This is a genomic window from Pseudoalteromonas sp. SW0106-04 (genome assembly GCF_001293805.1).
Classification (GTDB): Bacteria; Pseudomonadota; Gammaproteobacteria; order Enterobacterales; family Alteromonadaceae; genus Pseudoalteromonas; species Pseudoalteromonas ruthenica.
On sequence record NZ_BCAI01000001.1, the window covers coordinates 380455 to 404479 of the forward strand.

27 protein-coding genes and 2 pseudogenes are annotated in these 24025 nt (G+C 47.9%); 16 read left to right on the forward strand and 13 right to left on the reverse strand.

The window, feature by feature from the left end; all coding sequences use genetic code 11:
* The first annotated feature begins 74 nt into the window (after positions 1-74).
* The 11 genes and pseudogenes from W04_RS01710 to W04_RS01755 all read left to right on the forward strand — a co-directional run bounded on the left by W04_RS01710 (position 75) and on the right by W04_RS01755 (position 9120).
* Positions 75-764 (forward strand): thermostable hemolysin, encoded by a 690-nt coding sequence (locus W04_RS01710; RefSeq protein ID WP_053909548.1) that lies wholly within the window; start codon positions 75-77, stop codon positions 762-764.
* A pseudogene (locus W04_RS19035) lies at positions 761-1726 on the forward strand (AMP-binding protein); the annotation flags it as partial. The gene W04_RS01710 and the pseudogene W04_RS19035, both read left to right, overlap by 4 nt.
* A 465-nt stretch (positions 1727-2191) precedes the next feature.
* Positions 2192-2881, forward strand: coding sequence for a TenA family transcriptional regulator (locus tag W04_RS19040; protein ID WP_231657990.1), 690 nt, complete (start codon positions 2192-2194; stop codon positions 2879-2881).
* Entirely contained in the window at positions 2878-3663 is a 786-nt protein-coding gene (locus tag W04_RS01720) for an SDR family oxidoreductase (protein WP_053909550.1), read from the forward strand. The genes W04_RS19040 and W04_RS01720 overlap by 4 nt, the downstream gene beginning before the upstream one ends.
* A 3-nt stretch (positions 3664-3666) precedes the next feature.
* A complete protein-coding gene (locus W04_RS01725) occupies positions 3667-4314 on the forward strand; it encodes a tetratricopeptide repeat protein (protein ID WP_053909551.1) in 648 nt (215 codons plus the stop codon).
* 15 nt (positions 4315-4329) lie between these two features.
* On the forward strand, positions 4330-4995 hold the full coding sequence (locus W04_RS01730) for a response regulator (protein ID WP_022944783.1): 666 nt from the start codon (positions 4330-4332) through the stop codon (positions 4993-4995).
* 11 nt (positions 4996-5006) lie between these two features.
* On the forward strand, positions 5007-6293 hold the full coding sequence (locus W04_RS01735; protein ID WP_197275928.1) for an ATP-binding protein: 1287 nt from the start codon (positions 5007-5009) through the stop codon (positions 6291-6293).
* Positions 6281-6616: a cupredoxin domain-containing protein gene (locus tag W04_RS01740; RefSeq protein WP_022944785.1), complete on the forward strand. Its 336-nt coding sequence runs from the start codon at positions 6281-6283 to the stop codon at positions 6614-6616. Before W04_RS01735 ends, W04_RS01740 begins: the two co-directional genes overlap by 13 nt.
* Positions 6613-7341 carry a hypothetical protein gene (locus W04_RS01745; RefSeq protein WP_053909553.1) on the forward strand — a complete coding sequence of 243 codons (729 nt, stop codon included), beginning with the start codon at positions 6613-6615 and terminating at the stop codon, positions 7339-7341. The genes W04_RS01740 and W04_RS01745 overlap by 4 nt, the downstream gene beginning before the upstream one ends.
* Complete coding sequence (locus tag W04_RS01750) at positions 7328-8017, forward strand: hypothetical protein (protein ID WP_053909554.1); 690 nt, start codon at positions 7328-7330, stop codon at positions 8015-8017. Before W04_RS01745 ends, W04_RS01750 begins: the two co-directional genes overlap by 14 nt.
* Positions 8018-8115: 98 nt before the next feature.
* Positions 8116-9120 (forward strand): NAD(P)-dependent alcohol dehydrogenase, encoded by a 1005-nt coding sequence (locus tag W04_RS01755; protein WP_053909555.1) that lies wholly within the window; start codon positions 8116-8118, stop codon positions 9118-9120.
* Here the strand turns inward: W04_RS01755 and W04_RS01760 are convergent.
* From W04_RS01760 to udk, 3 genes are all read right to left on the reverse strand, one after another.
* On the reverse strand, positions 9109-9912 hold the full coding sequence (locus tag W04_RS01760) for an ABC transporter substrate-binding protein (protein ID WP_053909556.1): 804 nt from the start codon (positions 9910-9912) through the stop codon (positions 9109-9111). The two genes, W04_RS01755 and W04_RS01760, sit on opposite strands and share 12 nt — an antisense overlap.
* A 151-nt stretch (positions 9913-10063) precedes the next feature.
* Positions 10064-11287: a NupC/NupG family nucleoside CNT transporter gene (locus tag W04_RS01765; protein WP_022944790.1), complete on the reverse strand. Its 1224-nt coding sequence runs from the start codon at positions 11285-11287 to the stop codon at positions 10064-10066.
* Positions 11288-11301: 14 nt separating this feature from the next.
* Entirely contained in the window at positions 11302-11931 is a 630-nt protein-coding gene (udk, locus tag W04_RS01770) for a uridine kinase (protein ID WP_022944791.1), read from the reverse strand.
* A 301-nt stretch (positions 11932-12232) separates the two neighbouring features.
* Between udk and W04_RS01775 the strand changes: the two genes are divergently transcribed.
* Complete coding sequence (locus W04_RS01775; RefSeq protein WP_053909557.1) at positions 12233-13444, forward strand: phosphopentomutase; 1212 nt, start codon at positions 12233-12235, stop codon at positions 13442-13444.
* 24 nt (positions 13445-13468) lie between these two features.
* Positions 13469-14170: a purine-nucleoside phosphorylase gene (gene deoD / locus W04_RS01780; protein ID WP_022944793.1), complete on the forward strand. Its 702-nt coding sequence runs from the start codon at positions 13469-13471 to the stop codon at positions 14168-14170.
* A gap of 334 nt (positions 14171-14504) precedes the next feature.
* Here the strand turns inward: deoD and W04_RS01785 are convergent, their stop codons facing one another.
* Together W04_RS01785 and W04_RS01790 are read right to left on the reverse strand one after the other, a co-directional pair.
* Positions 14505-15074, reverse strand: a complete 570-nt coding sequence (locus W04_RS01785; RefSeq protein ID WP_053909558.1) for an NAD(P)H-dependent oxidoreductase — start codon at positions 15072-15074, stop codon at positions 14505-14507.
* A 63-nt stretch (positions 15075-15137) separates the two neighbouring features.
* Positions 15138-15497 (reverse strand): MerR family transcriptional regulator, encoded by a 360-nt coding sequence (locus W04_RS01790; RefSeq protein WP_053909559.1) that lies wholly within the window; start codon positions 15495-15497, stop codon positions 15138-15140.
* 211 nt (positions 15498-15708) lie between these two features.
* On the opposite strand from W04_RS01790, the gene W04_RS01795 reads away from it, so the two are divergent.
* Complete coding sequence (locus tag W04_RS01795; RefSeq protein ID WP_053909702.1) at positions 15709-16965, forward strand: diguanylate cyclase; 1257 nt, start codon at positions 15709-15711, stop codon at positions 16963-16965.
* A gap of 113 nt (positions 16966-17078) precedes the next feature.
* Here W04_RS01795 and W04_RS01800 read toward each other — a convergent pair whose 3' ends face one another.
* The 3 genes from W04_RS01800 to W04_RS01810 form a co-directional block, all read right to left on the reverse strand.
* Entirely contained in the window at positions 17079-17795 is a 717-nt protein-coding gene (locus W04_RS01800) for a spondin domain-containing protein (RefSeq protein WP_053909560.1), read from the reverse strand.
* A 9-nt stretch (positions 17796-17804) separates the two neighbouring features.
* Positions 17805-18509, reverse strand: coding sequence for a spondin domain-containing protein (locus W04_RS01805; protein WP_053909561.1), 705 nt, complete (start codon positions 18507-18509; stop codon positions 17805-17807).
* 260 nt (positions 18510-18769) lie between these two features.
* On the reverse strand, positions 18770-19447 hold the full coding sequence (locus tag W04_RS01810) for a tellurite resistance TerB family protein (protein ID WP_022944664.1): 678 nt from the start codon (positions 19445-19447) through the stop codon (positions 18770-18772).
* Positions 19448-19712: 265 nt separating this feature from the next.
* Here W04_RS01810 and W04_RS01815 point away from each other — a divergent pair, with 265 nt between their 5' ends.
* On the forward strand, positions 19713-20102 hold the full coding sequence (locus W04_RS01815) for a biopolymer transporter ExbD (protein WP_022944665.1): 390 nt from the start codon (positions 19713-19715) through the stop codon (positions 20100-20102).
* A 52-nt stretch (positions 20103-20154) separates the two neighbouring features.
* Here the strand turns inward: W04_RS01815 and W04_RS01820 are convergent, their stop codons facing one another.
* Positions 20155-20784: an ABC transporter substrate-binding protein gene (locus W04_RS01820; RefSeq protein ID WP_197275929.1), complete on the reverse strand. Its 630-nt coding sequence runs from the start codon at positions 20782-20784 to the stop codon at positions 20155-20157.
* Between the two features lie 313 nt (positions 20785-21097).
* On the opposite strand from W04_RS01820, the gene W04_RS01825 reads away from it, so the two are divergent.
* Positions 21098-22018 carry a tetratricopeptide repeat protein gene (locus tag W04_RS01825; protein ID WP_022944667.1) on the forward strand — a complete coding sequence of 307 codons (921 nt, stop codon included), beginning with the start codon at positions 21098-21100 and terminating at the stop codon, positions 22016-22018.
* A 33-nt stretch (positions 22019-22051) separates the two neighbouring features.
* Here the strand turns inward: W04_RS01825 and W04_RS01830 are convergent, their stop codons facing one another.
* From W04_RS01830 to W04_RS18670, 4 genes and pseudogenes are all read right to left on the reverse strand, one after another.
* A complete protein-coding gene (locus W04_RS01830; RefSeq protein ID WP_045980153.1) occupies positions 22052-22375 on the reverse strand; it encodes a hypothetical protein in 324 nt (107 codons plus the stop codon).
* Between the two features lie 34 nt (positions 22376-22409).
* Complete coding sequence (locus W04_RS01835; RefSeq protein WP_053909563.1) at positions 22410-22925, reverse strand: nuclear transport factor 2 family protein; 516 nt, start codon at positions 22923-22925, stop codon at positions 22410-22412.
* A 14-nt stretch (positions 22926-22939) separates the two neighbouring features.
* The gene (locus tag W04_RS01840; protein ID WP_053909564.1) at positions 22940-23680 is read right to left on the reverse strand and encodes a ferredoxin--NADP reductase; all 741 of its coding nucleotides are present in this window, start codon (positions 23678-23680) and stop codon (positions 22940-22942) included.
* Positions 23681-23867: 187 nt separating this feature from the next.
* A pseudogene (locus W04_RS18670) lies at positions 23868-24008 on the reverse strand (helix-turn-helix domain-containing protein); the annotation flags it as partial.
* Positions 24009-24025: the final 17 nt, after the last annotated feature.

Sequence of the window (24025 nt, forward strand, 5' to 3'; positions counted from 1 at the left end):
TTAAGCACCCTTAAGGTTTACTTAAGATTGGCTCACTAACTTGATTCCATAGCATAAGTAAAACGAGATAGGTTATGGAGTCGATAGCGTTAAACCACCAACAGCGACATGCGCCAGAGTCGCTGAACACGTCAAAAAGACCTCCGTCCACCGGGTATTTTACGGCCACGTTAGAGCACCATCATTATAAGGTGTTATGTACGCGGATCCGTCAAGGCTTTGCCAAGCACTATGATGCGGATATCAACCAATTTATGCCGTTATTGGTGTGTTTGGTGACTACCAAAGAGCGCTATTGTTGTTTCGGCCTACGCAGTGCCAATGAGCCCTTGTTTATAGAGAACTATCTGCCTCGGCCTTTGTCGTCATATCTTAAGCAGTGGCAGATAGCGCCGCAGCAATGTGTAGAAATGGGTAACTTAGTGTCGACACACAGCGAGACTACATTATCTCACTTTGTGATCCTTGCTAAGGCGTTGAAACAAGCACATAAAAAAAGCCTACTTTTTTGCGCCACGGCCCACATACGCGCTTTACTATCGCGGATCGGGGCACCGTTTGAGGTCGTGTGCGACGCTCAACCCGAGTGTTTAAGCGATCAGGGGCGATGTTGGGGAAGTTATTACTTTAACCGCCCTCAAGTATGTCGCGTCGATATAGATTCTGTGTGTAAGCACATAGATAACACGCCTAAGTTACAAACACTGGCCAACAGCCTAAGTGAGGAAGTGAGCACCCTAGCTTGGCAGGGGAAAATGCTATGAACCACAAGTTATGGCCGTTGCCATCGGGCAGCCACATTAGTGACGAGCATACCACCTTGACAGCTAAACAGCTCGACCTCGCGGTATACCAGCTAACACAGCAGCTAAGCAAAATGTCGGCGCGATGTATCGCATTAGAGCTAGATAATGGCGTACCGTGGATGGTATTGGATTTGGCCATGCAGCAAGCAGGCATTGTTGCGTTGCCGCTCCCTGCGTTTTTTACCCCACAACAGCGCCAGCATGCCCTAGATACTGCTCAGCCAGATTATGTGCTCAGCGATTCTCGTCATCAAGGTCAATCACTGTGGGTGGCAGGCACTGAATTGCGACTGACAAAGCTTGAGTATAAGCAGCAAGCTCAGACCTTTCCTAAGAACACCCAGAAGATCACTTTTACATCGGGCTCTACGGGCAACCCAAAAGGGGTGTGTTTGAGCAACAAACAGCTCATTCAAGTTGCCAATTCGCTCGTGCAACGCACGACCCTGACTCGAGCGAAACATTTGTGTTTACTTCCCCTCGCGGTATTGCTTGAAAATGTGGCTGGTATGTATGCACCCTTGCTGACGGGAGGGCAAGTGCATGCGCCAAGTTTAAGAACTCTTGGATTCAATGGTATCGAGCTTGTACAACCACAGCGGCTGTTGACCTATATCAGCACCTTTGCACCGCACTCGTTGATCCTTGTTCCAGAATTGCTTAAGGGTTTAGTGCAAGGGGCTGAGAATGGCTGGAACGTGCCTACGTCATTGCAGTTTATCGCTGTGGGTGGGGCCAAAGTCAGTGCCAAACTCATCGCACGCGCAAGGCAATTGGGTCTGCCTGTTTATCAGGGGTATGGCCTTTCTGAGGCCGGCTCGGTGGTGAGCCTTGCAACTGAGGGCTGCAATAACTTGCACAGTGTCGGCCGGCCTCTAGAGCATGTTGAATATCATATTGAAGATGGCGAGTTATGTCTTGTTGCACCTCATTTCTTGGGGTATCTCGGCGAGCCACACCCTACTGAGCAACACTATCGAACTGGCGATCTCGTGCGCGTGGAAAAGGGTGAGTTATTTATTGTCGGTCGAAAAAGTAACCGCCTTATTTTAGCGAATGGCCGCAATGTTTCCCCCGAGTGGCCGGAGGCTGAACTGTTAAACCAAACTGCAGTTACTCAGGCTGTGGTATTTGGCGAGGCTCAAGCCCACCTTGTGGCGTTGTTGTGGGCGCCTGAAAATGTATCCGACCAGCAATTAAACAGCGCACTAGCGCGTGTCAATAAAGCACTGCCAAGTTATGCGCAAATCATGCGTTACCACCGCCTTGCAACTCCTTTATCTGTGGACGCTGGGCACCTAAGTGCTAACCATCGGCCAAAACGTGCCGCTATCGCGCACGCATTCAGCGATATTTTAAATGATTTATACCAGGAGCAACCCAAAATGACCTTCTTTGAACAGCTAGTGGCTAAAACCGAGGCGCAACGTCAATATTTATTGTCAGCGCCGATTATTAGTGAAGCATTGGCCGGTAAGGTGAGCATAGATCAGTACGTCGCCTTTTTAACCCAAGCTTATCATCACGTAAAGCACACTGTGCCGTTACTTATGGCCTGTGGTGCACGCGTCCCTGAACACAAGGAGTGGCTACGAGACGCGCTCGCCGAATACATTGAGGAAGAGTTGGGGCACCAAGAATGGATACTCAATGATATTGCTGCTTGCGGCTTTGATAAAGAGCAAGCCCGGGCCAGTAAGCCGGCTATGGCGACAGAGCTGATGGTGAGCTATGCCTACGACACCATAGCGCGAAACAATCCGCTTGGATTTTTTGGCATGGTGCATGTACTGGAAGGAACCTCGATAGCACTTGCAGATTCTGCTGCAAGCGAAATAAAAACGTCATTGGCGCTGCCTCAAAAGGCGTTTACTTATCTCACCTCCCATGGCGCCTTAGACCAAGAACATGTGAAGTTTTTTCAGGGGCTTATGAATCGTATAACCGATACAGATGATCAACATGCGATCATCCATGCGGCGCAGCGCTTTTACCACCTTTATGGGAATATCTTTCACTCTTTGAGTGCAGAGCACGGTCTTGCCAAAATCCGTGACCAGCAGGTGAGCGCATGAGCCAAGCTATCGCCGTACTCAGCGGAGCCACTGGCGGCATCGGCCAAGCCATCGCCAAACGCTTAGCGCAACGTCACTATCGTTTGGTGCTGCTTGGGCGCCAGCAACAGCTGCTTGATTCTTTAATAAGCGAGTTGCCAAGTCCTCAATGTGGTCACCATATCGGGCTCAGTGTCGATTTGGCAATGACCAATGATATTAACCATGTTATTGATTTACTTAGTGGGATTGGTCGTTGTGACTTGCTCATTAACAATGCCGGTGTCAACAGTATGCAGCCCCTACAGACGCTCTCGACTACACAAATCGATAATATGTTGAGCGTCAATATTCGTGCGCCAATGCTGCTGAGTCAAGGGTTATTGGCGGCTTTGAGCCAAGCTCGGGGCACCATTATTAATGTTGGTTCGTCATTCGGCGCCATCGGTTACCCCCTGCAAAGCCATTACTGTGCGAGCAAATTTGCATTACGTGGTTTTAGCGAAGCATTAGCTAGAGAGCTCAGCGACAGCGTGATTACCGTCAAATACTTCGCCCCACGAGCAACACACACGGCGATCAACAGCGACAAAGTGGTGGCGCTTAACACGGCACTCGGTAACGCTATGGATACGCCTGATTATGTAGCCGATGAATTTATACGCCTACTCGACTCTTCAGAGCGCCAACGCAGTGTTGGCAAGAAAGAATCATTCTTCGCCAAGGTAAATGCACTATGGCCAACCTTGGTTGATAACGCGCTAGCCAAGCAACTTCCTGTTATTAAAAAGCTAATGAGGTGAGCTATGAAAACATCATTTTTATCTTTGATCTTCACTGTGGCACTGTGCCACTCCCCAGCCTACGCAGATGAACCATCTATCAGTGTCGCTGAATTGATGAGCCAATGGGCACACGTTAATTATGAGCTACAAGATGATGACCAAGAGCAGGCTTTTGAAGCGCTGATGGGGACTGCCAAAGATTACACCCACAAGTTTCCACAAGATGCAGAGGGTCATATCTGGGCAGGTATTATTTATTCCAGTTTTGCTGGTGCGAAAGGGGGGCTAGGTGCCTTGGGTTTGGCAAAGCAAGCGAAGCAAGAGTTGGAGTACGCTATCCGTTTAGATGGCAGTGCTTTACAAGGCTCTGCTTACACTAGCCTGGGGACCTTGTATGCGCAAGTACCGGGTTGGCCTATCGGCTTCGGTGACGATGATAAAGCCAAAGAACTGCTACAGAAGTCGCTGCAAATCAACCCTGAAGGCATTGACGTTAATTACTTTTATGCTCAGTTCCTCTATGATGAAAGAGAATATAAAGAAGCGAAAACCTATCTGCTTAAGGCCCAAGCCGCACCACCTCGCTTGGCTCGCCCGCTTGCAGATAAGTATCGGCAGCAGGAAATTAGCACTTTATTAGCTAAAGTTGAGCGTAAATTACGCCGTTAATAGGGGAGAGTTGGGTTGCGGCTTTTGTTAGTTGAAGACGATGCGCTCTTGAATCAAGGGCTGACGCGAACATTAGGCAATGAGGGCTATGCGATGGAGTCGGTATCAGACCTAGCGTCAGCTCGCGCATATATCGCCAGCGACGACATTGACATGGTGATTTTAGATTTAGGCTTGCCCGACGGTGATGGACTCACCTTGATGAGCCAAATAAAAGGGCGCAAAAAGCCGCTGCCGGTGTTGATCTTAACGGCACGAGATAGCTTAGATGATAAGATTAAAGGCCTTGATTTAGGTGCTGATGATTACCTTGTGAAACCCTTTGAAGTGGATGAGCTGCTTGCTCGGCTGCGGGTGTTGTCGCGGCGTATCAGTGGCGTCACCTCTAGTTTACTGCGTTGTGCTGCACTGCGCCTTGATTTAGCTGCGCATCAAGCCTGGGTTGAAGATCAGCCGCTATCCTTGCCGCGTAAGGAGTATATGTTGCTTAAAGCATTGATGGAAAACCAAGGTCGAGTGTTATCAAAGGAGCAGCTAGAGCAAAAGTTATATCAATGGGGCGAAGAACTCGGCTCAAATGCCATTGAGGTCCATATTCACCATTTGCGTAAAAAGCTGCCAGCTAACATGATCAAAACATTGCGGGGCATTGGTTACGTCCTCGCGTGTGAGCCTCAATAAGCGCAGCGATGATGAGTATTCGTACGAAACTTTTGTTGTTATTGATATCAGTGATGGTTTTGACCTTATTTTTGGCTCTAGTTGAGGGCTACCAACGCAGTTTAGCCCGCGCCGAAACGTTATTTGATTCACATTTGCATACCCAAGCGGAGGTCCTTTTTCACAGTGGCGAGATAGCACCACAGAGTTTGCCTAATGTCATTTGGCAACGTTGGCATCAGGGCGATATTGTCGCTGGCTCGACAACTTGGATGACGCAGCCCGAGCAACCAGGCATGAGTACCCTCAATGCACAAGGACAACGCCTGCGTGTGGCTACGTATTGTCAAAACCAACAATGTGTTGCCGTTGCTGAGCCCATCGCTGAGCGTTTTGCGCTCAGTGAACAGCTGATTATGGCCATGGTGGTGCCTATGTTGTGGGGTATGGCCCTGCTGGCGCTGTTAATTAGTATCGTAGTGAAGCGTGCATTGCGGCCTTTATCGCAGTTGTCACAGGAGTTGAAAGGGCGGGCTGCTCACGATTTCACCTTGTTGCAGATGCAACCCAATGAGTCGGAAATTAAGCCGGTTGTGCAGACTCTTAATGAGCTTTTGCATCGCACCGAGCAAGCGTATTTGCGAGAACGTTATTTTGCCAGTGATGCCGCACACGAACTGCGCACACCGCTAAGTGCAATGAAAATTAACTTACATAACTTACAGCAGCGCTATGATGACGATGATGCGCAGGCGCTCGTGGAGAGTGTAGAGCGGCTAAACCATTTAGTTGAACAAATGCTCGCGCTGGGGCGCACCTCTTCCCATCAGTGGCAGGATAAGCTCGGGCCGCAATCCTTGGCACAGTTATGTCAAGCCTGTATTGCCGAGCTGTATCCGCAAATTGAAAAGAAACAGCTGGATATCAGCTTAAATGGAGAGTGCCGTGATATTCAGGGCGAAACCTTTACCCTTTCAGTGATGATAAAAAACATTATTAGTAATGCCGTGAAGTACACACCTGAAGGGGGAAAAGTGGTGATAGAGCTGCAAGACCTCGACACCGAGGTGATACTGAGTGTCAGCGATTCAGGCCCAGGCATTGCTACTGATCTTCGAGAGCGTATTTTTGACCGCTTTTTCCGTGTCGGTGGGGATAGTCACCCAAGCCATATACCCGGAGCAGGGTTAGGGTTGGCTATCGTGCAGCATGTTGTCGGACTATACCAAGGTAGGCTGGCATTGATGAGCAGTCCCTGGGGCGGTCTGCAGGTGCAGGTCACTTTGGCCAGGCAGCGAGATACCTTATGCAGCGACTGATTTGGATTATGTTGCTATTGAGCTTACCCGCTAAGGCCGAGCTCAAAGAGTTTCATCTAACCCTAAAAAACCATTTATTTTATCCCTCACGCCTAGAAATTCCGGCGGGGGAGAAAGTACGGTTATTGGTCAGCAATCACGATGCCACCCCGGAGGAATTTGACAGCTTTGATTTAAATCGTGAAAAAGTGCTATTTCCTGGACGTGTGAACGTTATTTTCATTGGCCCATTAGCACCAGGCGAATATGCCTTTTTTGGTGAATTCTCACCGGATACAGCTAGGGGAGTCGTTATCGTCAAAGCGCCTCAGGAGGGACAATGATCAATAGTGTCATCGTGACCATTAACCAGCTGTTGCCGCTTGCTATTATCGGTGTTTTTGCAATTTACTTTGTCGATAAGAAAATACAAGGCAAACAGTGGGGGGCGCTTGCTTTTTTCGTCACTGTGCCCGCCGCAGCTTATATCGCTGCACTTGAGCAATTGAGTCAGGGGTTTAACTATTTAGGCTTTGAATACTCACAAATATTGTTGATTGTGTTGCTGACCCTAAGTGCTGGCGGGCTGGCTTTTTTTCGTAATTTCATGTCAACGCTGGCGCTGTTTGCCTGTGCTACCTGTTTGTATTTAAGCCACTATGTGCCTTGGTTAATGCAGCTGCAACTCAATACCAGTGTGTTACTGGGGATTGGCTTAGGGGTGGGCATTGTGCTCAGTATGGCGGTGTTGCTCGTGTTTTTACTAGCCTGGCTGGCACAATGGCTAAATGGTTGGCTCTGTGTTGCGCTTTTTGCTTTGCATGTCAGTGGTCAGTTTATTACTTCGCTAGATATCGCCGCTGGCGCTGGGCTGATCACTTTGCCACAACCACTGTTTGATGGTCGTCAGTGGCTTGATGAGCATAGCCCAATAGGGCGACTTTTAAAGATTCTAATCGGGTACGAGGCGATGCCAACCATATTGTCTGTGTGTGTTTATCTTGGCGCTGGAGCTCTCTTGCTACTTGCCGCCTATTGGCAACGAAGGAGAATTCATGCGTTACCTTAGTGGCTTATTGCTGTTCCTCAGCTTGCCCTGTTGGGCTGATGGTATGGTGGTTGATAAGGTGTATCATCCTTATGTTTTACCCTATGAAAAAGAACTCGAATGGCGTTTAGTGTCGCATCAAAGTGACGCTGGGAATGTGCTGGCGCAGCGCATTGGTGGCGGCGGCGCTATTAGCGAAACTCTCAGTGTGGAGCTTTATGCGGTGGGTGAGCGCGATGACAATGGTGATTTTGGTCTTGCTGCTTATGAAACTGAATTGCGCTGGCAAGTTGTGGAGCAAGGTCGTTATTGGGCTGATCTTGGAGCTTTGTTTGAAGTAGAAAAAAGCCATCGTCAAAATGCCTATGAATTTACCACCGGGCTATTATTTGAAAAAGAATTTGGATCGACCAGCTTAACGCTTAATGCGTTTGCGGTTTATGAGTGGGGCGCGGATATAGATAGTGAATGGGAAAGTGAGTTTCGAGGCCAATATCGTTATCGCTGGCGTGCTGCATTTCAACCTGCAATAGAGCTATATAGCGGTGAGGATTTTATTGGCATCGGCCCTGGATTTATAGGTTTGCACCGGTTTTCAGGGCAGCGACAGCTAAAATGGGAGGCAGGCTTTATTACCGAAGTAGGTCATGGCGGTAAAGACCACAGCGTTCGTTTAGCGCTAGAGTTTGAGTTTTAAATGTGCAACCCGATTATGATTTTGCATTAAGTTGATCGACATGCCATTGTTATCAGTACATTTTCACTCAGTACTGAGTTATTAAACGGGAGCAAAAAATGACAATTAACGCCTATGCTGCGATGGCAGCAGGTAAAGCGCTTGAGCCGTACCAATATGATCCGGGTGAGCTGGCCGCTGATGAAGTTGAAATCGCCGTCGATCACTGTGGTATCTGCCACTCTGATCTATCGATGATCGATAACGAGTGGGGGATGAGTGAATATCCGCTGGTGGGCGGACACGAAGTGATAGGGCGCATTGAGAAAGTCGGCCGCGATGTCAATAATCTTGAAGTTGGACAAACAGTAGGCCTAGGTTGGCACAGCGGCTATTGCGGTCATTGCCCGAGCTGTGATGATGGCGATCAAAACCTCTGTGCCAGTGCGCAAGGGACTATTATTGCTCACCACGGTGGCTTTGCCGATAAAGTGCGCGCGCAAAGCAAAAGTGTGATCCCACTGCCTAAGGGGCTTGATGCCAAGGCGGCAGGCCCGTTGTTCTGTGGCGGTATCACTGTTTTCAACCCCTTGGTACAGTTCGATATCAAACCTACCGATAAAGTCGCGGTCATTGGTATTGGTGGTTTGGGCCATTTGGCGCTGCAATTTTTAAACGCCTGGGGCTGCGAAGTCACTGCTTTTAGTTCCAGTGATAGCAAAGCTAAAGAAGCCAAAGAGTTGGGTGCGCATCATATTATTAACTCGCGTTCGGAGCAGGCCCTAGAAGAGGCCGCAGGGCAGTTCGACTTTATTATTTCCACCGTCAATGTGAAGCTTGACTGGAATGCGTACATCAATACCTTGAAACCCAAAGGCCGTTTGCATTTTGTTGGCGCTACGCTTGAGCCGTTAGACTTAAGCGTGTTTGGTTTGTTAATGGGTCAGCGCAGTGTATCTGCTTCCCCAGTGGGCAGCCCAGGAACCATTGCTAAAATGCTCGATTTTGCCGCGCAGCATAACATTGCTCCACAAATCGAAACCTTTAAGTTTGATGATATCAACTCCGCCCTTGACCATGTCCGCGAAGGCAAGGCGCGTTACCGCGTAGTGCTAACGCGTTAATACATCCTGATACGGATTATATAATTTTTGTTGATACCAAGCCGCTTTCTCGATAGCTGAGAAAGCGGCTTTTATATTGGCCACCAATTGTGGGTCGCTATCGACATGGGCGGCGAGATAGCCATATACACTCAATTGCTCGATATCTTTGACAAAGCGTAGCTCCTTGGTGGGGACATTAAACTGTTTAGCCATAGCACCAAGGTAATTGGGATCATCAATTACTAAATCGACTTTGCCCGAAAGCAGTAGTCGATAGGAATGTTTAATATCAGCGGTTTGTACGGTGCTAAACTGACGATCGGCAAAGAACTTGGCGCTGATATCGCCGCGCTGCACAGCGATACGATAAGGATGAGCGTCGTTCACTTGGCGTAAGTTAATTTCAGAACGTGAAGCCAAGGTAACAAAACCTAAGCGGAAATATGCCACTTTGCCTAACCATTGGAATTTGTCGAGCCTGTCGGGGGTTTTGGCAACGCTGTAAAGTAAAGTGTTAGGCTTTTTTTGTGCCAGGTGAAAAGCGCGTGCCCAAGGGTACATATTGATAGTGGCATCAACATTGGCTTTAGAGAGCACATGGCGGACTATATCGGTGCTGCTACCACCTATTTGACCGTTGATCACTAATTGGTTGGGTGGGCTCAGCTCTGTGACCACTTCAATAGGTTGTGCAGCAATGCTCGTGGTCGATAATAAAATCGTTACCCACAGCGTAAAGCGAGCCAAAAACAAAGCCATAAAGCGATAAACCAAAGACACAGCACTTGTTTTTAGAATAGATAAGTTCACAGCGAATTGCGATGATTTTTTGCCCTAAACGATAAAAGGGCCTTGCGGCCCTTTGGTGAAGTATCGTTCAAGTTAGCTATTGCCTTAACCCCTTAAAACAATAACCTAGGCCGAGGAGGCCCTGTTTTGCAACTGTGGCTTCTCTTTGTTTCTAAGCAATAGAGAGGAAAAACCCAGCAATTGCGGCGCTCATGAGGTTGGCCATAGATCCTGCCAACACTGCTCTGAGCCCTAGGCGTGCGATGTCCTTTCGCCGGCTTGGCGCCATACCGCCAATCCCACCTAGTAAAATGGCTATCGAAGACAAGTTAGCAAAACCACACAGCGCAAAGGTAACTATGGCTTGAGTGTGTTCGCTTAACTGGTCGCGATAATTTATAAAGTCTAAATAAGCTACAAACTCATTGACGACTAATTTCTGGCCGATAAAACTACCGGCAATAATGGCTTCGTCCCACGGTACACCTAATAACCAGGCCACCGGCGCGAAAACATACCCGAGAATTTCTTGTAGCGTGAGCTGTGGGTAATCAAACCAACCACCAAACCAACCCAATACGCCATTAAGCAATGCAATCAGGGCCACAAATGCAAGCAGCATAGCGCCTACATTCAAAGCAAGCTGCATCCCGCTTGATGCACCTGATGCGGCTGCATCGATAACATTAACGGGCTGCTCGTGGTCGCCATCCAGTTCAGCCAAATCTTCTTTCGGGGTTTCTGTCTCTGGCACAATCATTTTTGCCATAAGGAAACCACCTGGCGCCGCCATAAAACTTGCGGCAATCAAATACTGTAAATCGACGCCAATTTTTACGTAGCCGGCCATCACTGAGCCTGCTACCGTCGCTAATCCGCCGACCATCACCGCAAACAACTCCGACTTAGTCATAGAGGCAATAAACGGCTTTACAATAAGCGGCGCTTCGGTTTGACCAACAAAGATGTTTGCCGTTGCCGAGAGCGACTCTGGACGCGAGGTTTTTAATAACCGTTGCAGCGCACCACCGAGAATTTTAATAACCCAGTCCATCACCCCGAGGTAGTACAATACCGCAACCAAGGAGGAGAAAAAGACAATGACCGGCAACACTTGAAAGGCAAACAAAAAGCCCAGTGTTTTTTCCGAGGCCAATGGCCCAAACAAAAACGTAATGCCATCGGTGGCGTAGCTAATCACTTGCGCGACCGCCGCCGACATCTTAGCGAGTATGTTTTTGCCAAATTCAAAAAATAATACAAAGCCACCGATGATGACTTGTAATAAAAAGGCGATACCAACCGTACGCAGGTTTATTGCTTTACGGTTCGTTGAAGCGCCGAAAGCGATGGCGAGTAGGGCTAGCATACCCACCAAGCTCATTAATGTTGTCATGCCCGATGTTCCCGTTATTCTTGTAGTAGGTGTTTGATTTTACTTTTTATTATATCGATTGCTACACGGTTCTTACCGCCTCGGGTCACCACTAAATCGGCGCTGTGCTTCGAGGGCTCAATAAACTGGTAAAACATCGGTCGCACTGTTCGTTTGTATTGTTCAACCACCGATTGCAAACTACGGTCACGTTGTTCAATATCGCGCTGCATTCGGCGCATCAAGCAAATATCCAGTGGCGTATCGATAAACACCTTAATGTTAAATTCGTCGCGAAGTGCTGGGTCACTTAATAACAATATACCTTCGACAATGAGTATTTTTGCTGGCAACACTCGACGCGTTTCGGCGCTGCGAGTGTGTTCGCTATAATCATAAATTGGCACATCAACTGACTCTCCCGCACGCAGATTGCGTAGGTGAGTCACCATTAACTCATGCTCAAACGCATCGGGATGGTCATAATTGGTTTTAATACGATGCGCCATCGGTAAATGAGACTGATCACGGTAGTAGGCATCTTCCTCTATAATGGCGATGGCCCCCGGCTCTAGTTCATTTACCAACTCGTTATATATTGTTTGGCTAAAAAGCGACTTCCCTGATGCAGACGCACCAGCGATCGCGATAATCGTTTGTGTCACAGACAAGCACCCAGACTGATGTAAGATAAAGGATTACTTTAGCAAATTTGCTGCTATTAATCTCTGAAGATGTCGTCCTTTACTGCTGTCTAGCGCCTTAGTGACGCAAATCCTCACGTTATTCCGACAAATGTAGCTATTATTAAGTAGTCAAAATAAGGACTTATGTCCGCTGAATGTGAACAGCCATCGTCAGTTGCGGCTGTATTCATAGCAACCCACAAAGCACGGACTTTTGTCCTGTGTCGCCTAGTAACAAGTCGTTAAAGTGGCTCCATAAAACCACAAAAGTGAGGTGAGTATGGCACGCGCAATTATCCTGATGGCTGATAGTTTAGGTATTGGTGCAGCTCCAGATGCTGATAAATTCGGTGATGTTGGCGCCAACACACTCGCTCATCTTTTGCTGGCATACGAGCAAGATAAGGGCCAGCCATTGGCATTGGCAAACTTGTCGCGTTTAGGGTTGATCGATGCATGTGAGGCTGCATCGGGGGCGAGCATTACCATTAATGAACGCCAACAACCTCAAGCAGCTTGGGGCTATGCGAAAGAGCTTTCCAGTGGTAAAGATACGCCCTCAGGGCATTGGGAAATGGCCGGTGTGCCCGTGTTGTTTGATTGGGGCTACTTTCCCGTTGAGCAACCGTGTTTCCCGCAAGCATTTATTGATGAGCTGATTGAGCGTACAGGTATTCCTGGCATCTTAGGCAATTGCCATGCCTCGGGGACCACTATTATCGCCGAGTTAGGTGAAGAGCATGTGCGCAGCGGTAAACCGATTTGTTACACCTCCAGTGACAGCGTGTTTCAGGTGGCCGCTCATGAGCAAAGTTTTGGCCTAGATAAACTCTACGAAGTATGTGAAGTTGCACGGACACTACTTGATGAGCATAACATTGGCCGCGTTATTGCCCGCCCCTTTGTGGGGGAGAGCAGCGACGACTTTGAGCGCACCGGCAACCGCCGTGATTACTCGGTGTTGCCACCGGCGCCTACGGTGCTTGATAAACTCGCGCAAGCCGGTGGTGAGGTGATCAGTATTGGCAAGATTGCTGATATTTATGCGCACCAAGGCATCACTCAAAAACACAAAGCGCCGGGCCTTGAAAACTTGCTCGAGAAAACCGCGCAAGTGATGGCTGAAGCGCCGGATAACAGTCTGATTTTCACCAATTTGGTGGATTTTGACGAAAAATACGGTCATCGTCGCAACGCTATCGGTTATGCCGAAGCTTTGAAAACCTTTGATGACTTTTTGCCGCGTATTTTCGCGCAAATGAATGACGACGATTTATTGTTAATCACTGCGGATCACGGCTGTGATCCCACTGCAGCTGGCAGCGACCATACCCGTGAGTATGTCCCAGTCATTGCCTATCGGCCGGGGATGACTCCGGTGGCGCTGGGCGAGCGTGAAACCTTTGCCGATATGGGGCAAACCTTAGCGCAGTGGTTTAACTTACCTGAGCTAGACTATGGTACAGGGTTTAAAGCGGCGCTAGAGCGCTAAGAACGAATAGCAAGAGGATAGAATATGAGCACGCCACACATCAGCGCAGCCCCAGGTGACTTTGCCGAAACGGTACTTATGCCAGGCGATCCACTTCGTGCGCAATACATCGCTGAGCACTTTTTGGATGATGCCAAACAAGTCACCAGTGTACGTAATATGTTTGGCTTTACTGGCACCTATAAAGGTAAGCCTGTGAGCATCATGGGCTCGGGAATGGGTATTCCCTCTATGTCTATCTATGCGCGTGAGCTGATTGTTAGCTTTGGCGTTAAAAACATTATTCGCATCGGCACCTGTGGTGGCATTGCCCAAGACACCAAAATTCGTGATGTTATCTTTGCTCAAGGTGCAAGCACCGACTCTAACGTGAACCGCGCCCGCATCAGTGGTTATGACTACGCCGCGATTGCCGATTTCGGTTTGCTAGAAAATGGTGTGCGTGCAGCCCGCGACTTAGGCATTGATGCCAAAGTAGGAAATGTATTCACCACCGATACTTTCTACCAGGCCGATGGCAGCTTTTATGAGCAGCTAAACAAACTGGGTGTGTTAGCGGTGGATATGGAAACCGCTGGCTTATACGGTGTAGCCGCTGAATATGGTGCCAAAGCCATGGCGTTGTTTACTGTGAGCGATCATGTGATCACCGGCGAAGCAACCCCAGCGGAAGAGCGCCAAAGCACGTTTAACGAAATGGTTAAAATCGCGCTTGAATCAATTTAAATAAATTTAGTTAACGCAAAGTAACGTCTTTGCGGTGCACTATGCCATCTGCCCATGGCCAGTGCGCACAGAGTTCCTTGGTAATACGTAAATACGTTAACCCAAAGCCCCCACCTTTTAGGTGGGGCTTTTTTATGTCTGAAAAAAATGACCGCTTTGGCTTATTTTTATAGCAAATGTAGCCCGCTTGCCAGAACACCTAAAACGGCCCTCACTAAGTATGAGGAGTCGATACCAGCAGTAAAACTATGCTGTAAATTATAAGTAGACCTCGTTAAGGAAGTTGGGGCTTGGCCTAAGCTACATTATTATCGAGCAAGAAAGTTATCGAAGGCTATTTCGCTGCTCGGCCTAATTGCTTTATTTCATTTACCCAAGCAGACTTATCGGATTCAGAGGCCGCAACTACCGAGCCAAATAAACTCACTGCGCTGGGCTGAAACCCACTGAACTGTAAGGTGAAGATATCGAGTTGTGCAATAACCGATGCGACTTGGTCTTGTAGGCTCTGCGGCGGTGCATCCATGGTTAAGATGATGCGTGAGGTTTTGTCGGTGAGTAGAGGCTCGGGTGTATAGCCTTGGTACTTAAATGCGAACCCGGGCAGGAAACTTCTATCAAACAGGCCTTTGAATTTTGCTGGAAGGCTGCCCCACCAAATAGGCGAAACGATCACAACATGATCTGCCCAGGCAACTTGTTGCTGAAATACCTGTAAATCAGGTTCTAAAGGTTGTTCATCATCATAGCCACAATCCAAGCTAGGATTGAACTGCAATGCCGACAGGTTAACTCTTTGGGTATTATTTTGCTCCCTCGCTTCACACTCATAGGTATCTGCTAAGTGTTGGCAAAAGCTTGAGCGTTTTGGGTTAGCGTTAATGATTAGGATGTTTTTTGTCATCGGGTGTACTTCCGTAAGGTGAAAACTCGATGACTATCTTAAGCTCTGCCCCTAGGGGCAGAGTCAAGCCTGCTGAATATGGGGGCATGAATCGAGGGTGGATAAACAGCGCTCTACAGCGTCTATACGCTTTAAAATATCGGATTGCTGAGTGAGTAATTTGTTTTTAATTTCAGCTAAAAACCCGTGCACCCGTGACCAATCAAGCGTACCGTTGTTGTAGATAAGCGCATCTTTTAATTCTGCCAAAGTCGCGCCTAAGGCTTTTGCCTCCACAATCAATAACAACACTTCTACATGGGACTTATTATACACCCTGTAGCGCCCTTGCCTTGGTGGTGCGGTTATTAACCCTCGGGCTTCATACAAACGGATGGCTTTAACGGATAACCCGGTCCTTTTGGCAACTTCACCTATATACATGATGGTCCTTGTTTTCTTTTATACTTTATAGAAGTTAGGTTTGCGGTTCTAGGCAAACTTAAGCATGCAGGGCGGGTATCTTTCTAAGCCCTCTGTAGGTTTTTTCTAAATAACAATATTTTTGCTTAAGATTCAAATGCAAAGATTGCTTTTAGCGCCAGTAGGGCTAACAATTGAGTTATCGATTGAGCACCAGTTGGAGCGCCGCATAGTGCTACGAAAAATCCTTATCGTAGAAGACACCCCTACTATCGCCCGGGTGCAAAAGCACATTTGTTTGCAAGCGGGCTATGAGGTTGATATTGCTGACTCTAAAGCGAAAGCCGAGGCGCTGATTGCAAAAAACAATTACTTTTGCGCTATTGTCGATTTTATATTGCCCGATGCGCCGCAGGGGGAGGCCATACCTTGTAGTACAAAGGCGAAAATTCCTACCATAGTGATGACCGGCAGCTTAGAGAGCAAAACTCGAGAAATTGTAGACCGCCACCCCATCATTGATTACATCACCAAAGAAAACAAGCAGGCCTATCAGTACCTAAAGCGTCAGCTCGAGCGCTTGCCGCGCAATGAGAGAATAAAGATATTGGTGGTGGATGACTCAGCGACATCCCGAAACTATGTGAGTGGCCTGCTTAAGCGCCATAAATATCAGGTGCTGGAAGCGCGAGACGGCTTAGAAGCTTTGGCCAAGCTGAAGCAGTATAATGATATTTCTGTAATCGTAACTGACCATGAGATGCCGAAAATGCGAGGTGAGGAGCTGTGCATTGAGGTTCGTCGCATTTACACTGAAGAGGATATCGCCATTATCGGTATTTCTGGGGTGGAGTCTTCGCATTTATCGGCGCGATTTTTAAAAAATGGCGCCAACGATTACCTGCGTAAACCTTTTAACCCGGAAGAGTTTTACTGTCGGGTAAGACAAAACGTAGAAATGCTCGAGCAAATTCGAACCATCCGTCGCCAAGCAAACTCGGATTACTTAACCGAGCTGCCGAATCGGCGTTATTTTTTTAGCCAAGTGAACAAATCTCTAAAGGCGGCTGCGCAGCAACAGCAACCAAGTATGATTGCCATGTTAGATGTTGATCATTTTAAAGCGGTGAACGATCGCTACGGCCATGATGGTGGCGATGAGGTGCTCAAGGCATTGAGTAAGGCATTATGTGAGCATTTTGATTATGAGCAAGTCGCACGTATGGGCGGTGAGGAATTTGCGGTGTATTTTGCCGCTGAAGACCCACAGCACTGTTTGCAAAAACTGGAGGCTTTTCGCCGCTTTGTGCACACTCAAGGTGCGGCATTAACCCCGCAGAGCATTGCATTTACTGTCTCTATCGGGGCTGCCTACGGCATCAGCGATAATATTGAAGCGTTGATAAAAGCCGCCGACGTGCAGCTTTATCATGCTAAAGACTCTGGCAGAAATACAGTTGCCTATGCCCCGCTTAACACTGACTCGTAAGTACCAAGGTCACATAGCAGGTATTCAGTGCCGTTGCAGTTTGGCGTAAAAAGTTGTGAGTTCACACCCAGCGGTTATGTCTCGTGGGTGTGACGCCTAGATATGAATGTGATTCACTCGGTGCGCGTGATCACCACTTTGATCACCGGGTTGTCAAAGCGATGTTGAGCGCCTAAAGCCGATTGCGCTAAGCCATCATCGGCACTCACCACGCCAGGGTGCAAAGCCACAAAGTTAGTGTCGTCTCTTATTGCGTTGAATCCTTCACCCATACCGGCAGGACCTGGGATAAACTGCGCAAGTTCAGAGTTGCCCTCGGTGCCAGCATCATACCCATGGCCATAGAGCGATATGCTTTGCCCAGCAGCCAGTGGCGTTAAATCCACGGCGTTAACACCCGTAAACGCATCATTGGTATTGACCAACATGGTTGCTAAGGTCAACTTACTATCAGCAACATCCTCTACTGACAGGGTAAATTCATCGGTATGACCAGGGCTGATAGGCGCTTCTCCACCATAGTGTGCAATCACCTCTGTCTTTGCTAGCAGCGCCGAGTTATCGCCCCCTTCAGCAAGTGCTTCGAGAGCACCTGAAGCCGGCTCACCAATACGCCAAAATTGACCTTGCTGATGCAGTACGCCAGCGATAGGGCTCAATGGTTGTGCTTGCGTTAAATTGGTCAGTGTGACCTGATAACGATATTGCACCGGCTCTGGCGTGTCCACGGCTGCCGTGGGTTTTGTGTTATCAGAGCCGCAAGCACTTAAACCAAGCACCACTAGAGCACTTAAACCCAGTGCTCGAGGGAAATGTGTTTGCAAACGCATGCTCACCCCCTACTGCACAGTAATTGTTAGCTTAGCGACAGGGTTCAACCATCGCTGGACGCTGTTATTGATGTCGCTTTTTCCCGCTGATGCACTGTCATCGCCAAGGTTACCGGGGTGAATGTGCACCAGCGTATTGCTCAATTCGTTGGTGACGCCGCTGCCCCCATTGCCAATGAGTTCCTCTAAAGGCGGTGGAACCGGCATACCAGGCACACCTGGGGCACCGCCGCCGCGTATTTCATCGTTGGCTTCAGTGCCGGCATCATAGGCGTTAAGGTATACATGGTAAGTTCCGGGTTCGCTCGGTACAGGCCAATTGCTAAGGCCAACAAAACCATCGTTGGTGGGTAGCATCATCGCCACCAGCGATAAATAGGTATTACTTTCACTGGTGGTGAGGGTGCCTTCGCCACTGTGTCCGGGCGCAAGCAAACCTTGCGCGGGGTTGGCAAGCACATCACCGCCAGCGACTTCTACTTGGTTAACAAGACCGTCGATGGCACCGCCTTCGGCCATGGCTTGTAATTCACTGGAGGCGGCAGTGGCAACGCGAAACAATTCACTGTTGCTATCGTGGGCAGCCACCAGCAGGGGCGTGAAATACATACCTTGGGTTAGGTTTTGCACTCGCACATCAAGTTCAGCAGCGCCCGCAGTGTGGCAAAGTGTGAGTGCAAGAGCGCTCAGGGTCATTTTTGGCAACGATTTCATCTCGAATCCTCTGTTATTCATATGCCGATCACAGCGCGTTTTGCACTGGCAAAGGCAACCTAGTTATGGGAAGTTCGTGAATGCGAATCGGCCGTTTCATCACTCAGCTAAGACAGACCTTGTGGTTCTCAGTTAACTTTCAAATAACATCAATCTTTTTTATTTGTCGGCTCAAATGCCGTGAAAAACCAGGGGGAGTGTGACTTGATAAATAAACAGAGAGTGACGCCGCGTGGGTCACTCTAGCGTGCATTCAACGGTTACTCACTGGCTAGGCGCGCTTGCTGAGTCAGTTGTTGATGCACATTGTTGACTAATTCCTGTGGGATACAGAGCTTATTCGCTAACGCATCAAGATATTGCCCAGAGATGGGCTGACTCAGGTCTATGGCGCTGGCACTGGCGGCATAGACTTCGATACCTGTTTGCGCATTTGGTACAGCATTAACCAGCTCCGACAAGCTCATGGGCTGGCGCAGCTCATCAAATAACATGGCTTTTTCATGGGTTTGCAAGTCCATGTTTTCTACTTGCGCAAAAATGCGTTGTCGCTCTTGCTCGTCTATATGACCATCGGCGTAGGCGGCTGCAATCATCGCGCGCATCAGCAGCAGTTGACCGCCTTCGTTGTCATCTTCCACAACGTGTTCAAAGCTTTGTTGTTGCATAGGAGTCGAGTGATAATTAAAGTTGCCTGAGCGTTGATGTGCTGTACTTGGTTCAGCAGCTGAACTTTTTTGTGCATACTGCTGATATGCCTTCCAAGCAAGGCCACCAATGGCGGCAAGGGCACCATACTTCATCACTTTCTTAGAAGTCTTTTTGCCACTTTTGCCGGTGGCTAAGCCACTTAGACCACCGCCAGCGACACCGCCTAGAAAGCCGCTTAGTGCGCCTGATTTATTTAAACTCCCTACGAGTTTTTGTAAGTCTTTCATTGCCCTTTCCTTATATCCATATTTACTTGGCTACTGTGAGCATAAGTCATGGCTACGTAAATAAAAACAACCAGCTTGTTACAAAACAATACAAAAGTACGTGAGACAAAGGAAGCCAGAGGTATACACCGCACTGTTTTAATTTTTGCGTCACTAAAAGCACAAAAAGATGATAAAAATAAAATGTTTATACGCTTTTAATGTAACAAAGCATTTTCATTCGTGGTCTAGGGTGAATAAGGAGTCTAATAAAAAGGAACATGTTATGAATAGAAAAAGACCGACCAACACCGAAGCGCAAGCTGATATGACCCCAATGCTTGATGTGGTTTTCATCCTGCTTATTTTCTTTGTGGTGACAACCTCATTCGTTCGCGAGCACAGTTTGAGTGTTACCCGTCCCGAGTCTAATTCAGCGGTATCAGCAGAAAATAAAACCTTGATGATTCAAGTCACTCACAGTAACCATGTGGTGATGGCGGGGAGGAATATCGAGACCTCACAAATTGCCAGCAACATCGCCCGCATATCTGCTACAGAGCCATTCTCTTCGGTTGCCATTCGCGCGCATGAGCAAAGCCGTCATCAGCAAGTTGTGACGGTCATGAATGCTGTACGCGAAATGGGGCAGTGGCCCATTGCGTTAGTTGATTAACGGCCTGTATTCAACGCCGGTGTCATTAGCCAATATGACACTGGCGCTTTTCTCAAGGTTGGTGAAAGTTTGTTGCGCTCAACGTAGTGAACGAAGCCATTAATCGCTGCTTGATCTGTGGGTCAGATTGCTTATTAATTGCTAAGCATGCAGGGAGATCGCGGCTAAAATTCTCCGGCAGAGCTGCGGTAATATTGTCTGTATCATGCACTGAGGTATTAATTAATAACACATAATCTAACCGGCCATTACGGAGGTTTTGCGTTAATACATCAATATTGGTCGTCACCATCAGGTTTTTGCCTTCGATAAACCCTTGATTGAGTAATAAAGAATGTGCAACCGAGCCACGACTCACGCCCACTAAGCTCGTTTTTGCGTCAGCCAGAGAGCTTGGGGCCAGGTCATGACGGTTTTTGAGTTTATACAGATAAACCTCCAAAGGAGGAACCAGAGGGCATAACCAATCAAAACGCTCACTGCGTGTGGGGGTTTTTAATATGGTAAAAATAAGGGTATTGGCAGAGGATTCTGCTTGTTTGTAGGCTCGCTTCCATGGCAACACTTCAATGCTGTAATCAAGGCCGGCATGATGCATAAGTTGCTGTACGCGCTCGGTGGCATCTCCTCGCACCTGGCCCTGCTTATCAACATAGCTTAACGGCGGCAACTGCTCGGTCACCAAAAAAACCTTATTCTGGGCTATGCTCAAACAGCTCACAAGGGGTAATAATAACAGCCAATACTTCACATCAATCTACTCAATCCTTCGTCCCAAATAAGCCTAGGAGATAAACTAAGTTTTAGCAAAATCAATTAAGTATGGGTTCAGGGACATCTTGCTAAGTTATAATCTCACTCCTGTTAATGTTCCTTTGAACCTTTATTGTTGTTAAGCAGGTTGGCCAGTTACTTTTGTAGCTGGCTTTTTTTTGCCTGAAACACAGCAAACTGGCATCATAGGGGCTGAGAGAATTATAAAAAAGGAAATAGGCATGTCTAAGTTAGTTTGCTTTATATTCAGCGGCTTACTTTTTGTTTTTGGCACTATGGCCAGCAGTTATGCCAATACCCCCGAGTCGGCGCTGCCGGCGCAACAGGCGAAAGGGCTAACACCAAACCAAGAGCAACAAACACAGCAGGTGGTTAAGGATTTAAATGAGCCCATGTATCGCCCGTTGATTGAGCGTTACATCCTCGATGAGCTCAAGGCGGTGCGCCAAGACCAACAGGCTTTGCGTGCCGAATACACCGAAAAGATTGCTCACGCGCAGCTAGAAACCGCTGATCGCGCTATTGTCTACACCACAGACACCATTAACAATGTGTTCTTTATTCTTACCGCGACGGCGTCAATTTTGGTGTTAGTTGGGTGGAACTCACTACGCGATGTAAAAAATAAGGTTGAAGACATTGTTAACTCCCGCGTCAGTGCCATTACCGACGAATATGAAGCGCGCCTAAAAGATTTAGAAGAGCAGCTTCGAGGTCGCTCAGAGGAAATCCTCAACAACCAGAAGAAGATCACCATCACCAACGAAATTCATTCATTGTGGATGCGTGCTAATTTAGAGAGTGACTTTGCTACCAAGGTTGAGATTTACGACGAGATCCTCAATCGTAAGCCTGAAGATGTTGAAGCTATCGCCTATAAGGCGGATGCCTTACTCGAGCTTGGTGATACCCAAGAGGCAATTAGTTTGTGTAATCAGGCGCTAGAAATTGACTCAGATTATGGCTATGCCTATTGGCAGCGGGCTTGTGCATACGCACTAACACACGAGCACAGCGATGCCTTGGCGGATATTCGTATGGCCTTAGACTACTCGCCTAACCTGCGCAATGAGCTGTTGCACGAGAGCGCGTTTGCCAGCTTACATGACAACGATAGCTTTAATGAAATCGTTAATGGCTAAAGGAATTTGGAGGGGGTAGCTGGTGCTACGCCCCTAGCTGGGACGTAAAAATTGGTCGATGGCTTCGGCGAGTTGTTCGTCTAGATGTTCTTCAAAATCACTACGTTGGCTGCCAAAGTGAGCGAGAAATTGCTCGGCCTGTTGCAGTGATAAACGCTTGTTACGCAGCGTGTAGCTGACTTCATCTTTGCTTTTATCGTAACGCGGCACAAAACGGTAAGTGGCAAATTCGGGAGCGCTGATATGCTGTTGTGCGTAGGCACAAAACCCCTCTATGTGATCTTTGCCATCCGGCCCCAAACATCCCGGTTCAACACGGTATAATAACTGTATCTGTGGTGGGGTGTTTGCTGCCATGGCTTTCCTCAGTTACTTGCGCACACCTAGCAGTTTAGCTGGTAGTTTTAAAAAACAACACTTTTTGTACTTTGGCGTCTTTCACTTGATAACTGGTGACCACCTCAGAGCGTTTATCAATAACTTCAGGGTCTGTACTGCACGACTCTGAAAGCTCTTGGTCAATAACAAAGCTACCATGAACAATACGCTTGATAGGGGCGGTATTTACACACTGTAATTTTTTAAACATTAGGCCATAGCGGGCTATGAGTTGCTCTTTGCCAGTGAACATCAACTCGTTGGGGAACATATAAAATGCCACATCCTCAGCGAAGTAGCTAATGAAGGTGTCGATGTCTTTGTTGTTATAGGCATCCACCAAGGCATCCACGACTGCAACCGCTTGTTGTTGTTCTTTACTGAGCTTTTTAACCGCTTTCTTTTCGGCTTTTTTGATGGCTTGCTCAAGCGCTTGTTGCTGCGCTGGCTCTTTCTCAAGCGGCGTTTGTTCGCCGTAGGCATTGCCAATAAAGTTTAGGCATAGCAATGACACAATTAGGTATTTCATTTGTTGGTCCTTTTTTACCAATACTGCTCTACGGTGATCTGCCCTGGCGTGCGCCGTCGGTTGCGTGTATAGCCTAGTTCTTGAAGGCAGGCACTGGTGTCTTTTACCATCTCAGGGTTACCGCAGATCATAAACTGTGCCACATCTGGGCTGGCACTGAGCTGAACATGATCAAAAAGTTTGCCACTTTTTATTAACCCGGGAATACGCTCACTCAACATGCCATCGACATTTTCGCGGGTGACCACGGGCACATAGTGTAGTTGTGGATACTGCTGTTGCAGCTGTTTAACCAGTGCTTGATAGCTTAAATCTTGCTGCTCTCTTACGCAGTGTACCAACACCACGTGAGTAAATTTTTGCCATACATGTGGCTGTTGCAGTATTGATAAAAACGGGCCAATCGCGGTGCCGGTACTAAGCATGTACACTTGCTCGCTGCTGGGTACTTCATCAAGCGTGAAAAAGCCCGTACTCTGCTCGGCGATGCGTACCTCATCACCGGGTTGTAAGTTGGCCAGCGCCTCAGATAGGGCACCATCGTCAACCTTAATTAAGTAAAACTCGAGGTCATCACTGCTAGGAGGGTTTACAAATGAATAGGCTCGGGCCACACGCTCACCGTCTACCTCTAACGCAAGCTTAGTGTACTGCCCCGCAGTAAAAGGGGCGATGTCGGCGTGGACCACCAGCGAGAATAACTTATCATTCCACCACTTCACTCGGGTCACTTTTGCGCTCAGCCAATTAGCCATTTCGCCTCCAGTAATGTCTTTTTACTCAATAAGTTAACTGTGGCAACTGTGAGCTATAAAGTCAATGAGTTTTAATTTTTGGTACAGTTGCTAGAAAGCGCTAACAGTATCAGTATAGCGCTGTGCGGCTGCTCTGGCGTGGTTGCTGGGTAAAGCTTTAATAGCGCCTGGGAGGAGATTCCGATGTTTAGATCAGTGCGCGCTGCTGAAGCCGCGCGCGAAACTGGCTCGGGGTGCAGTTCTTTATTGTTTGAAAGCGTCGGTTAAAATTAGAAATGTTGTTGAATCCACATTGATCGGAGATCACCGCCTTTTTGCTTTCGCTACTGAAACTAGTTGATTTAA